9 protein-coding genes are annotated in these 12,433 nt (G+C 45.2%); 8 read left to right on the top strand and 1 reads right to left on the bottom strand.

The features are described from left to right. Positions 1-91: 91 nt before the first annotated feature. Complete coding sequence (locus tag BMW45_RS22010; protein ID WP_166433442.1) at positions 92-1,639, bottom strand: helix-turn-helix domain-containing protein; 1,548 nt, start codon at positions 1,637-1,639, stop codon at positions 92-94. A 179-nt stretch (positions 1,640-1,818) separates the two neighbouring features. On the opposite strand from BMW45_RS22010, the gene BMW45_RS22015 reads away from it, so the two are divergent. The 8 genes from BMW45_RS22015 to BMW45_RS22050 all read left to right on the top strand — a co-directional run bounded on the left by BMW45_RS22015 (position 1,819) and on the right by BMW45_RS22050 (position 12,416). Then, positions 1,819-3,393: a PTS transporter subunit EIIC gene (locus tag BMW45_RS22015; protein ID WP_025232796.1), complete on the top strand. Its 1,575-nt coding sequence runs from the start codon at positions 1,819-1,821 to the stop codon at positions 3,391-3,393. Between the two features lie 10 nt (positions 3,394-3,403). Next, a complete protein-coding gene (locus tag BMW45_RS22020; RefSeq protein ID WP_092249049.1) occupies positions 3,404-4,774 on the top strand; it encodes a class-II fumarase/aspartase family protein in 1,371 nt (456 codons plus the stop codon). A 118-nt stretch (positions 4,775-4,892) separates the two neighbouring features. Beyond that, a complete protein-coding gene (locus BMW45_RS22025; RefSeq protein WP_092249051.1) occupies positions 4,893-6,215 on the top strand; it encodes a family 4 glycosyl hydrolase in 1,323 nt (440 codons plus the stop codon). 7 nt (positions 6,216-6,222) lie between these two features. Next, positions 6,223-7,407: an N-acetylglucosamine-6-phosphate deacetylase gene (gene nagA, locus BMW45_RS22030; RefSeq protein ID WP_092249053.1), complete on the top strand. Its 1,185-nt coding sequence runs from the start codon at positions 6,223-6,225 to the stop codon at positions 7,405-7,407. Then, positions 7,408-8,154, top strand: a complete 747-nt coding sequence (locus BMW45_RS22035) for an HAD-IIB family hydrolase (RefSeq protein WP_092249055.1) — start codon at positions 7,408-7,410, stop codon at positions 8,152-8,154. Between the two features lie 508 nt (positions 8,155-8,662). After that, the gene (locus tag BMW45_RS22040; protein WP_025232801.1) at positions 8,663-9,841 is read left to right on the top strand and encodes a sugar ABC transporter substrate-binding protein; all 1,179 of its coding nucleotides are present in this window, start codon (positions 8,663-8,665) and stop codon (positions 9,839-9,841) included. 42 nt (positions 9,842-9,883) lie between these two features. Further along, the gene (locus BMW45_RS22045) at positions 9,884-11,395 is read left to right on the top strand and encodes a sugar ABC transporter ATP-binding protein (protein ID WP_092249057.1); all 1,512 of its coding nucleotides are present in this window, start codon (positions 9,884-9,886) and stop codon (positions 11,393-11,395) included. 1 nt (position 11,396) lies between these two features. Beyond that, entirely contained in the window at positions 11,397-12,416 is a 1,020-nt protein-coding gene (locus BMW45_RS22050; protein ID WP_092249059.1) for an ABC transporter permease, read from the top strand. Positions 12,417-12,433: the final 17 nt, after the last annotated feature.

Here is a 12,433-nt window from a genome sequence, read left to right on the forward strand (position 1 = left end):
CTATGATGATGATTTTACAAAATTTATCATAGACAAAGTCAGGTGCTTTTTTTAGTTGTCTTTCATAAGGAATTATCCTTGTTTCGATTTCTCACACAAAATAATCTCCGTAATTTTCTTTCAAATATGCTTCTATTTCAGATTCGCTTTTTCCTCCGATTTCCGAAACAAAGCTGGTGGTCAGGAAACGGTGCTTCCGTGTAGAAAAGCCGTTTGCCAGAAGGGTTTTCATATCACTGCTGTCTACAAAGAAATTCATGCGGATGACAGGAAGGTTATGAGCATGAAGGATATTAAAAATCCGGGATGAGAAGCAAAAGATATAATCATAATCCAAGTCTTTCAGTCTGTGGATTTCGTTAATGTTTAAGGTCCCCATCCACTGCAGTTCCACGTATTCCTTAATTTGTTCCAGGAAAAAACTGACCCGTTCAAAGTTGATGCTGGTCATCACAACGATTTTCTTATACTGGCGGTTTATGGTACGGTTGCGTAGGATGTGCTTTTGCACCATCAGGGTCAGGGTAGAAAGATGCTCATCCATGAAAGAAAAATTATAGGAAGCTTTAAAGTACACCTCGTACTTTCTGACAGTATCATACAGGTCTGAAAACTGTTCTTTCGTATTTTCTACGGTCTTGTCCACAAACGTGCAATGAAAGTGATCCAGGGTGATTTCCCGGTATAGATAGTTGTAAAGCTCATTGATGAATTCTTCCTGGATGGTAAAAGGGTGCTTTAAATGACTCACCACCTGCTCCGTAAATTGCTCGGTGGTATACCACAGCCGCTTGTCAAAAGGGAAATCCAGACTGCGGGAAAAGTTCATCATGCTGAAGGCCACATTGTACAGCCTGTTTTCCTTGATGTCATCAACAAAGCGGATATTTAATGGCGCCAAGGGCAGGCGGTAACAAAATTTCATGGATTCGTCAACAGGCCGGATCTCCATGATACAGATAAACAGCAGTAGAAACTTTTTGGAAGGATAGTTTAAAGACAGATTGTATTCTGTTAAAAAGAAGTTCAGCCGTTCCACTGCCTGATGGGAGACGGACTGAAGATCGGTATTTGCCAGATCGTAGCATTGTTTTTCCAGGGGAGTATTGGCCTTGCGGACCGCAATCCGGTTTTCCGGCGTAAACTCTAACAAGGGATGAAGGATGTCGATAACAAGAAACCGAAGCTGCAGTTCATCGCCTTCAATGGTAAGCCCCTTTTTCTTTAAGGTCACAAGGCTGAGACCGTGCCCGGACAGGAATTGCCTTAAATGGGCGGTATCCTGCTTTTTTGTGGTCAGGGAAAGTCCCCAGTTTTCATATAGAGAAGAAGCATTGACATAACCGTCGAAAAAAATGGTCACGATCATGATGCGGATCCGCTCGATGTAGGAACTGTTATAGTCAGTCATGGTGATCTGCTGGATAAAATCCACAAATTCTTTGTAGTTTAGGGGGCTTAGGCAGAAGCCCTTTTGTATTTCCACCAGGGGCTTGTGGGAGAAAAGGTTGATCCGCTCGATGGTCCGGCGTATGGATATTTCATCCTTTTGAAACTGCAGGGCAACCTTTGAAAGGGAAATGCGCTGTCTTTTTTGTATGTACCGCAGCAGGCTTAAATCATTGTAGCTTAATCCCATGAAAGATACCTCCATTACTGTTATGCTTATAATGGTTTCATTATAAAGTTAAGGGCAACTAAACGCAACAATAAAATGTAAATATTTTGCCTTGAAGCAACTCGTAGAATCTGCCATAATGTACACAGTTTAAAAGGCGCCTAAAACACACAATGTCATAACAAAGGAAGGGAAAAAATATGAGCAATAAAAAGTCTAGCTGGAAAGACAGCATCCAAACATTTGGGCGGTCTCTCCTTCTGCCAATCGCGCTTCTTGCACCTATTGGTATGGTTATGGGTATTTGCAGTGCGTTAGGGCAGTCCTACATGATAGAGAAATTTCCGTTTTTGGGAAATCAGGTTCTAAAGCTTATTTTATCCAGCTTACAGACCATTACAAGCATTATATTTAACAATATTCCATTGCTGTTTGCCATGGGCGTTGCTCAGGGAATGGCAAAAAATGAAAAAGGGATTGCTGTCTTTTCTTCAGTAGTCGGCTATTTAACACTGAACGTGGTAATGGGTATTTATCTGAAACAGACGGGAACTCTGGCTGATCCGGAAGTCGCGGCTCAGGTGGGGCAGGGTACGGTTCTTGGTATTCAGACACTGAAGATCGAGGCGCTGGGGGGCCTGATCGCAGGTTTGGTGGCTGCCAAGGTAGCAGACCGGTTTTACCGCCTGGAGCTTCCCCTTGCATTTGCCTTCTTTGGAGGGAAGAAATCCATTCCCATCATTACGTTTGTATCAATAATCCCTATCGGACTGATCATTCCGGTGTTCTGGAATCTGCTGACTAATTTCCTTATCAGCATTTCCTTTATCTTTACAACACCGTACATAGGAAATGCCATTTATTATGCATTAAACCGTGCGCTGATTCCTTTTGGCTTGCATCACGTTCTTTCCTCCATGGTTCGTTTTACTGAAGCCGGCGGAACCTATATGATTAATGGGACCGAATATGTTGGAATCTTAAATGCCACCAATGAAGTTCTTTTTAACTTAGGGCCCAGCAGTGAATACTGGGGTCAGCTGATGCCTACCCTTACTAGTTATCTGGGAGGCGCACAGATGTTAACAACTTTATTCCGTGTACCGGCTGTGGGGCTGGCAATGTACCGAACCTCTTATTTAAAGAACAGAAAGATCGCAAAAGGCGTAATCCTTACCTGCTGCCTGACTGCATTTTTAGGTAATATCACAGAGCCGCTGGAATTCTCATTCCTGTTTATTTCACCGTCTTTGTTTATTCTCTACTGCATTATGAGCGGTATTGGATCGATTCCTTACCAGATGCTTCATATCTCCATTGGTTATATCCGCGGAACGATTTTTGACTTTGGTATTTTTGGACTTTTGTATGAAAATACACATTGGCTGAACCTTATCCTTCTGGGAATTGGAAACTTCATCGTGTTCTACTTGGTGTTCAAATGGTTTATTGTTAAATTCAATTTGGAGACACCGGGACGGGAAGGGTTTGAAATCGAAGAATCAGCAAGCATTCTTCTGAAGGAAAAGAACTGGCCGGCAATTGCGGAAGTTGTTATTAAGGGATTGGGCGGCAAGGACAATATCCTGAGTGTGGAAAACTGTATTTCCCGCCTGAGGGTGGACTTAAAAGATCCGACCAAGGTGGATCAGATAAAAATCAAGGATTCTGGCTGTGCGGGTATCTTCTTCCCGTCAACGGATCACATTCACGTTGTATTTGGGCCACATGTGGAATTTGTCCGGCATGCGGTAGATGATGCTATGAAGAAATAAGAGGTGTACGATGAGAGCTTTCTATGATTCTAAGAGTAAACTGGATGACAGAGGGATTAAAAGACTGTTAAGTGAAACATTCAAATATGAGACGTGGCTTAAAGTGGAGGCTGCCCTGGCTCTTTCCCAGGCAGAGGAAGGCTTCATACCAATGGAAGCTGCTAAGAACATTGGGGCGGTCCGGTTTGAAGATCTGGATCTTGAGGAAATGGACCGGATCAAGGCAAAGGTGGGCCATGGGTTTGTCCCCTTTGTAAAGGTGCTGGTGAAGGCCTGCAGTGACGAGGGCGGAAAATATGTCCACTACGGGGTTACAACCCAGAACATCCAGCAGACTTCCCAACTTTATATCGCAAAGCAGGTAAATTCTGTTTTCAAAAGCTTTCTTGCAGATATCCTGGAAAATCTGGGCAGGCTGGCCTTAGACCATGCAGATACAGTCATGGCTGGGAGAACCCATGGCAGGCATGCCATACCCATTACCTATGGATATAAGGTTTCCGTCTGGATCAGCGAGCTGATGAACACTCTGGAACGGCTGGAGGAAAGCGAGAAACGGGTGTTTGTAGCCATGATGGGAGGGGCAGTAGGAGGTTTTAATTCTACGGGTCTTGTTGGCCGCAAAATCCAGAATCGGGTTGCCCATAAACTGGGTATGGGCTCTATGGACGTGCCCAGCCGGAACATGAGTCAGATGAAACTGGAATATTTAATGAATCTGTCTCTTCTATGTAATACGTTTCACAAAATAGCGGAAGAGGTTTATTATACCGGCGTTGAGGAATTCTCTGAGGTCAGCGAATCCTTTACCCCGGGAACCATCGGCAGCTCCACCATGCCACAGAAGATCAATCCCAAGTTAGCCAAGGGGATTATCGCCAATTCCCAGAAGCTTTACTCCCTTCCCTCTGTCGGGCTTTATTCTGCAGTGCGGATGTTTGAAGGGGACAGCAGCTCCTATATGCTGTTTGAAGGAATTATGGAGGAAGGCCTTCAGCTGACGACCGAGGTCCTTATAAGAGCCGAAGAACTAAGCCGCACCCTGCAGATCAACAAAGAGTGGATGCTTAAAAATGTGAACTTAAATCAGGGCCTTGATAACAGCGAACTGGTAATGATGAATGTGGCTGAAAAAATCGGCAAGGACAGAGCTCATGAACTCATGTATGAAAAAGCCATGATGGTGGAGCTGGAAGGAAATGATTATTATAATGTGCTGACTGAGGATGAAACCCTTGCCTCCATGTTTTCGGCAGATGAATTAAAATCCATGATCGACCCCGCAAACTACACAGGGCTCTGCAGCGTGCTTGCAGAGGAGATGGCCCAGAAGGCTCTTATAGGAGCAAAGAAGCTGAAGGAAAAGCTGGAGTCAGAATAGAAAAACGGCGTTACGGAAGCTGCGGCTGGCGAATAAAAAGCAGTATTTATTCAAACAAGGGGATGCGGCAGTGATTTGCGGCATTCCCTTTCATGATTAAGAATACAAGGAGAGTAACATGAGAAAACAACATGTGATTACAATTTCCGGAGCGGGGAGTGCCCGTGTTCCGGCACTTGTGGGTACGCTGGTCAATTATAAGGAACGTTTTCCTCTTTCAAAAATTATCTTTTATGATATAGATAAAGAGCGCATGGGATTAATGGAGGCTTACGACCGTCTGGTATTAAAATCCTATTATCCGGAATGTGAGGTGGTATTTACAACGGATGAGGATGAAGCTTACAGGGATGTTGACTTTATCTTCTGTCAGATGCGGGTAGGAAAGACAATGATGCGCTCTCTGGATGAAAAGATTCCCCTGCGTTACGGACTGGTCGGGCAGGAGACCTGCGGTCCCGGCGGATTTGCTTACGGGATGCGTTCTCTGGGAGCCATGAAGGAGATGGTGGAAAAGGTCCGTTCCTATTCTAAGGACACCTGGATTTTAAATTATACCAATCCTGCCGCTATTGTGGCATTGGGTCTTGACAGGCTGTTTCCTGATGATAAGCGTATTTTAAACCTGTGCGACCAGCCTTTTTCCTTGATGAAAAGCTACTCCAAAATTCTTGGAGTGCCCCAGGAAAGCCTTCGGGCACGTTACTTTGGACTGAATCATTTCGGGTGGTTTACGGAGCTTACGGATACGGAGGGAAATGATTACTTTGACACGCTGCGGTCTTATTTAAAAGATCATGACTTTAAGCCTTTTAATGCGGAGCAGCGTTCAAAATCATGGCTGGATACCTATGTAAGGGTGAACAAATACATGAGATTAATGGATGAATATATTCCTACCACCTATATGCAGTATTACATGTTTCCCGATGAAATCGTGGAGGAAAGCGACCCGGATTACACCCGTGCCGATGAATCCCGGGATTCCAGGGAAAAGGAAGTGTTTGAACTTTGCGCCAGGGCTGTTGGGAAAGACCACATGGATGGACTGGAAATGCTTACGAACAGTGTGTTTGGAAACCTGATGGTGGAGGTTGCGGAATCCATTGCCTATGATCTGAATAAGGAATTTATTGTGATGGTGAAAAACCAGGGGATCATTGATAATTTTGAACCGGAGGCAATCGTAGAGGTGGCAGGAACCATTGGAAAAGACGGAGCAAAGGGGTATCCCTTTGGGCCCATAAAGCCTTATTACAAGGGACTGATGGAAGGGCAGTATGCCTATGAGCTTCTGACTGTGGAAGCATTTTTGGAAAAAGATTATACAAAGGCATTGATGGCGCTGACGCTGAACCGTACGGTTGTGGACCCTTCCAAGGCAAAAGCGGTGTTAGATGACCTGATGGCTGCAAATAAAGATTATTGGACGTTAAGGTAGGTGGATTATGGTACTTTATTCAAAACATATAATTCTTGAAAACCAGGAATTTGACGGATTTTTAGAGATGGAACATGGGAAAATAAAGGCGCTGCATAAGGATTATACAGGGCAATACGAAGATTTTTCTGATTTTGTCATCTTGCCCGGATTCATTGATATCCATATCCATGGCTGGGCGACAGGCTCTTTCTGGTTTGAGAAGAGTGCAGACGCATTAAAAGAAATGTGCCGCACCCTTCCCTATGCAGGAGTTACTTCTTTTTTGGCGACCTCGGGAGCGGATACCATTCCGGAAATCGAGCGTTGCATCAAAGCTGCGGATGATGCCTATGAGGCAGATTATCCGGGAGCTGAGATGTTAGGAGTTCATCTGGAGGGGCCATTTATCAATCCCCTTTACCGGGGGATGCAGAGGGAAGAGTGCTGCATACTTCCGAGCCTTAAGGTGATGGAGGACATCTATAACAGCTTCCGGAACAAAGAGCTTTGCCGGTATATGACCATTGCGGTGGAACAGGATGGGGCAAGAGAGGTACTGGAATTCTGCAAAGAGAAGGGAATACAGACATCTGTCGGCCACAGCGGGGCCACCTTTTCCCAGATCAAAGAGATAAAGGATGCCGGCATCGGCGGTTTTACCCATACCTTCAGCGGAATGCGTGGGTTCCATCACCGGGAGCTGGGAGTGGCGGGAGCTGCCCTGTATTTTGATGATATGATGTGTGAATTTGCCAAGCAGACAGGTATGACTGTGTCTCATGAGGCCTTTGACATTGCTTTCCGGATCAAAGGCAGCAAACGCATTATCATGACTACGGATTGCAGCGGTCTTGCCCAGACCCGGACGGAATTTGATCATTATGTCAGGAAAATGAAATTTATAAAGGAGGGAGATAAGGTACGGATATCTCACTATGACGGCAGGGAGGAATGGATGGACCCTAAGAATTATCAGGCAGTCAGAGAACTGGAGTTAAGTTACATAGGCTCCATTCAGAACATGGCCAGACATACCTCTGTGAATTGGTTTGATATCATGAGGATGACCAGCTTAAATCCTGCCCGGTATATTCATGCAGATGACAGGAAGGGCAGCATAGAACCCGGCAAGGATGCGGACCTAACGATCGTGGATTCAAATTTGAATCTGGTCAGCGTTTTTTGCCGTGGAAAGGAGATACGGGAATAGATGAAATGTGCTGTAAGTGACTTTGACAGGACCTTATATATAGATGGCTGTATCAGTGCCAAAAACTTAAACGCGATCGGTGATTGGCAGGCAGCAGGAAACCGGTTTGTCATTGCCACAGGACGCAATGAATCTTCAGTCCGTGTGTTTTTGGAGAAGTATTCGATAAAGCCTGATGCCCTTATATTAAACAATGGCGCTCTCTTGTTAGATGAAACGGGAAAAGAGCTGTTTTGCAGGACCATAGATGATCAAACGGCCAGAGAAGTGCTTTGGTACCTTCACGGTCTTGGTGAGGAAGGAAGCGGTGTATCCATGCGAAACGGAAAGGTGAATGTTCTCTCAAGCTCCGGGGCTACCACTCAAAAGCCCTGTGACGGGCAGGTTTCCATTGACCAGATCCATAGCCTGGAAGAGATCATCCAGGTTCACAGGCGCAGGCAGGATGTGCAGTGGATCCGAACGCTGTGTGCCCGGCTGAATGAGCGGTTCCCTTTGATATCCGCTTACGCCAATGTCTGGAATGGGGATATTGTGGCAAAGGGCGTGAACAAGTCGGCGGCTGTGGAGTGGATCTCCAGGTATTGGGGCGGGTTTGATGAAATCAGGACCATTGGCGACAGTTTCAATGACTTACAGATGATTAAAGATTATGGCGGTGCGACCCTGCAAAGCGGGGATCCTGAGGTTCAGGCGGCTGCCTCATTGATAGTAGAAGATGTGGCAGAATATTTATCAATGCCTTAAAGAACGTCATAAATCACCTTTGAGAGGCTGAAGGTGCAGCCCGTACGGATATTTTCAGGCTTTCTTATAGAATGGCAAAAGGGGTAAACAGTACCCTGCCGGTTAGAAACAGTTTTTGCTGGATCTGGCCTGCAGGCTGCTGTTTCCCTCTTTTTTTTGCCGTGTAACTGGCTATGGAAGAATGGAGTAAGATAAAAAACAAGGAATACATTACTTTAAACACAAGTAAACAATGATAAGCTTGATTACAAATACTTTTTATTTGTTTAACACTATTTTATATGGAAGAAAATGGGTCGATATATATAATAATGAAAAATACATCCTGAATAGGACATAAAACAACATAAAACACAATGAAATACAGTATAAAACAAAATAAATAAATAAAATCAAATAAAAATATTGCAAAACCGGATACAATATGCTACAATTTCTACAGGAAGGACAGGTTGGGTGTGTCCGGAATAGAAAACTATATTTTATATTTTTAAAGGAGGTTTACTTTATGAAAAAGAGGTTAGCAATGGTGCTTGCGGCAGCAATGGTATTGTCAACAACTGCATGCGGCAGCAGCGGCACAGCAGCAACAGCTGCACCGGCATCCACAGAAGCAAAGACGGAAGCAGCTAAGACGGAACCGGCGACTACAGCGGAGAAGGTAGAAAACGCCCAGTCCACAGGCTCTCTGGCAGGAAAGAAAATCGCCGTTGTGCGGAACCTGGCAGCAGGAGACCATACCCAGCAGTTTTTAGATGGCTGTGTATCCGAGGGGAAGAAGTTTGGCTGGACCGTAGACACTTTTGTAACGGACGGCGATGATGCAAAGGCTCAGGAGACTGTGGCTCAGGTTATTGCAAAAGATTATCAGGGAATTATCGTATCTCACGGACAGCTGTCTTATTCCTATGATATGTTAAAGCCTGCCAGAGACAAAGGCATGGAGGTTGTTACCTTTGATACCATGCCATATAAGGGCGGCGATGCAAGCGGCGAGCTTCTTTCCGGAGTAACTTCTACCGCTCAGAACGATCAGGCGCTGGCCGAGCTTTCCCTTGGCTACATGATGAAAGAGTTTGAAGCAAAAGGCGGAAAGTACCCAATGAAAGTTTTAAAGACCTTCATGGGCCCTGGAATCCCTCCGTTAGACAGACGTAACGAAATCTATACCAAGCTGGAAGCAGAAGGCAAGATCCAGACTCTGGAAGTAATTGCACCATCTGATTCAGCCAATGCCCGCGGCGATATGACCAATAAGACAGCTGCTATTCTTCCCAAATATCCGGAAGGTTCCGTAGATGCCATCTGGGGCTGTTACGATGAGCTGGCAAAGGGTGTACTGCAGGCATTAAACGATGCAGGACGTACCGATATCCCAATGTACACCATTGACGTATCCAACGATGACATTCAGTTAATGGTAAAGAATCCTGATGTGTGGAAATCTACCGCAGCCGTTGATCCGAAACTGATCGGTATTGTAGATGCCCGTCTTTTAGCTCTTAAATTTATGGGAGAAGAAACACCGGATTACTTTAACTTAAATGCATGCAACATCGAAACAACCCAGCTCAATGCTCAGACAACCATGAGTGATTTGAGCAGCATCATTGATGGATGGGGCGATGCCGAAGATCCTAAGGGCGCTCTTTATACTGATACAATCAAGAACAAATATGTAAATTAAAGAAACGCTCTGTATTCATTACATAATTAAGGAAGAGATGCCATGACCGAAGTAAAACTTGAAATGAAAGATATATCCATCGAATTTCCTGGAGTTAAGGCTTTGGATGGAGTTGATTTTGGTCTGAAAAGTGGTACGATTCATGCGCTTGTGGGTGCCAATGGCGCAGGTAAGTCCACCTTAATGAAAGTGCTTGCCGGTGTCAATACGCATTATACAGGACAAATTTACGTTGGAGGGGAACCGGTGGAAATCCGGTGCCCCAAAGACGCTAAAAATCTTGGGATAGAAATCGTATTTCAGGAAGTTGACACCGCGCTGATTCCCTATCTGACCGTGGCTGAGAATGTAATGTTCAACACGCTGGTCAATAAAATGGGGCGAAAGCAAATCGTGCACTGGAAAGAAATCAGGCAGGCAGCAGAAACGGTATTAAAGAAATTAAATGTAGATGTGGATATTAATAAAAAGGTATCAGGACTTACTCTGGCACAAAAACAGATGGTTCTCATAGCCAGATGCGTGGCGGAAAAGTGCCGGTTCCTGATTTTGGATGAGCCCACGGCCCCTCTATCCAATTCCGAGACACTGGAATTGTTCCGGGTGGTGCGTGAGTTAGCGAAAGAGAATGTGGGAGTTGTGTTTATTTCCCACCGGTTAAGTGAGCTTTACGAGATTTGTGAAAATATTACCATTATGAGAGACGGCAAACTGGTGACTGAACTGCCGCTTTCTAGAGAACTGGAAGTAAATACTCTTGTCGAATATATGTTAGGCCGTAGCTATGAGGATAATTACATCAAGAAAAAGTGCGAGATCGGCGGGCCGTTGCTTGAGATAGAAAACCTTTCCGAAAGGGAAGGCAAAGTAAAAGATATCAACATGACCGTTTGCAAAGGAGAGATTATCGGCGTGGCAGGCTTGGTGGGCGCTGGCAAAACAGAGCTTTGCAAGACCCTGTTCTCCGCTTACCAGCAGTCAGGCGGCACCATGAAGTTAAACGGAAAAGTGATCAAGGCAAAAGGGCCTACCCAGGCCGTGAAACATGGGCTTGCACTGGTTCCGGAGGAGCGGAGAAAAGAAGGTGTCCTGATTTCGGACCCGGTAGTTTCCAATATCTCTGTGGCAGCCATGGAAAAATATACGAACCGCCTTTCTGTAGTAAATAAGAAACGGGAAAAAGTGGACGCCAAAAATATGATACGCGACCTTGGAATTAAGACCCCATCCGAGAACCAGGTTGTCGCCCTTCTGTCCGGCGGAAACCAGCAGAAGGTGGTCGTTGGTAAATGGCTGAATAAGGATTCAGAGGTTTATATTTTTGACGAGCCGACCAAAGGGATCGACGTGGGAGCCAAGCAGGATATGTATGAGTTAATTGAAGGCTTGGCAGCCAGGGGAAAAGGTATTATTTATGCCACCTGCGAATTCCAGGAAATATTAAGTATCTGCGACCGCATCTATGTGATGTATGACGGAGAAATCATTAAAGAATTAAACGCAGCAGATACGAACGAAAAAGAACTGCTTTACTATTCGACAGGAGGTAAATGATATGTCTGGGGCAGAGAAGGTAAAAAAGAAAAGGAACGTCGGGGATTTTGTGACAAAATGGGGTACCATCGCAACGATGCTTATCATGTTCATCCTGTTTACGTTTGGAAACTGGAGCAAGGATACGGGAGCGAGCATGTTTCTGACCCAGTCTAATATGATCACTATCCTCCGTGCGGTATCCATCACCACCATCATCGCTATCGGTCTTACGTTTGCCCTGGCGGTAAACGGCATGGATCTTTCCATTGGAGCTACGGCTCAGTTTGCCAATGTTTTTGTTATGACATGCTTTGTATGGCACAACATCAATATAGGTGTTTCCATCATTCTTACGGTGCTCATATGCCTAAGCGTTGCAGTCATCAACAGCATTTTGATCGTTAAATTCAAGATACCGGATATGGTTGCGGCACTTTCCGTAATGTTTATGTATCAGGGAGTTTCCATGACCTATTCCAAGGGCGGCGCCATCACAGAGCGTATGACCCGCGCCGATGGGACCCAGGCTCCCGGCCTTGTTCCCGAAGCCTTCCGGGCATTGGGAAAGGAACCATGGCTGATCATCATCATGATCTGCGTGGTACTGTTTGCATACTTTTTCTTAAATTACACCAAACACGGCAGATACATGTATGCTGTAGGAGGAAATCCTGAGGCAGCCCAGCTTTCCGGAATTCCGGTAGCAAAGTATAAGATCCTTGCATACTTTCTGTCAGCTATCTTTGCGTCAATCGGCGGAATCTGTCTGGCAGCACGTGTAGGAACGGCGCAGATTTCAGCAGGTGATTCGTACTTAATGCCATCTGTATGTGCGGCCTATATCGGGTTTTCTGTATTGGGCGCCGGAAAAGCCAATGCTTTTGGTACCTTTGCGGGAGCGGTGCTTGTGGGTATGCTGGAAAACGGTCTAATCATGATGTCCGTGCCTTATTATGCTATGAACATCATTAAGGGTGCAGTCCTTGCAATTGCCCTTGCCATGACCTATGCAAGCGGCAAGACAAAAAATGTAAACTAAAAACGTTATATTGATCA

The organism is Lacrimispora sphenoides (genome assembly GCF_900105215.1).
Lineage (GTDB): Bacteria > Bacillota > Clostridia > Lachnospirales > Lachnospiraceae > Lacrimispora > Lacrimispora sphenoides_A.

What these genes read in the sequence shown, in the direction of transcription:
- BMW45_RS22010 (WP_166433442.1), bottom strand. Translation starts at nt 1,639, where the DNA reads ATGGGATTAAGCTACAATGATTTAAGCCTGCTGCGGTACATACAAAAA.
- nagA (WP_092249053.1), top strand. Translation starts at nt 6,223, where the DNA reads ATGGTACTTTATTCAAAACATATAATTCTTGAAAACCAGGAATTTGAC.
- BMW45_RS22040 (WP_025232801.1), top strand. Translation starts at nt 8,663, where the DNA reads ATGAAAAAGAGGTTAGCAATGGTGCTTGCGGCAGCAATGGTATTGTCA.
- BMW45_RS22025 (WP_092249051.1), top strand. Translation starts at nt 4,893, where the DNA reads ATGAGAAAACAACATGTGATTACAATTTCCGGAGCGGGGAGTGCCCGT.
- BMW45_RS22050 (WP_092249059.1), top strand. Translation starts at nt 11,397, where the DNA reads ATGTCTGGGGCAGAGAAGGTAAAAAAGAAAAGGAACGTCGGGGATTTT.
- BMW45_RS22045 (WP_092249057.1), top strand. Translation starts at nt 9,884, where the DNA reads ATGACCGAAGTAAAACTTGAAATGAAAGATATATCCATCGAATTTCCT.
- BMW45_RS22020 (WP_092249049.1), top strand. Translation starts at nt 3,404, where the DNA reads ATGAGAGCTTTCTATGATTCTAAGAGTAAACTGGATGACAGAGGGATT.
- BMW45_RS22015 (WP_025232796.1), top strand. Translation starts at nt 1,819, where the DNA reads ATGAGCAATAAAAAGTCTAGCTGGAAAGACAGCATCCAAACATTTGGG.
- BMW45_RS22035 (WP_092249055.1), top strand. Translation starts at nt 7,408, where the DNA reads ATGAAATGTGCTGTAAGTGACTTTGACAGGACCTTATATATAGATGGC.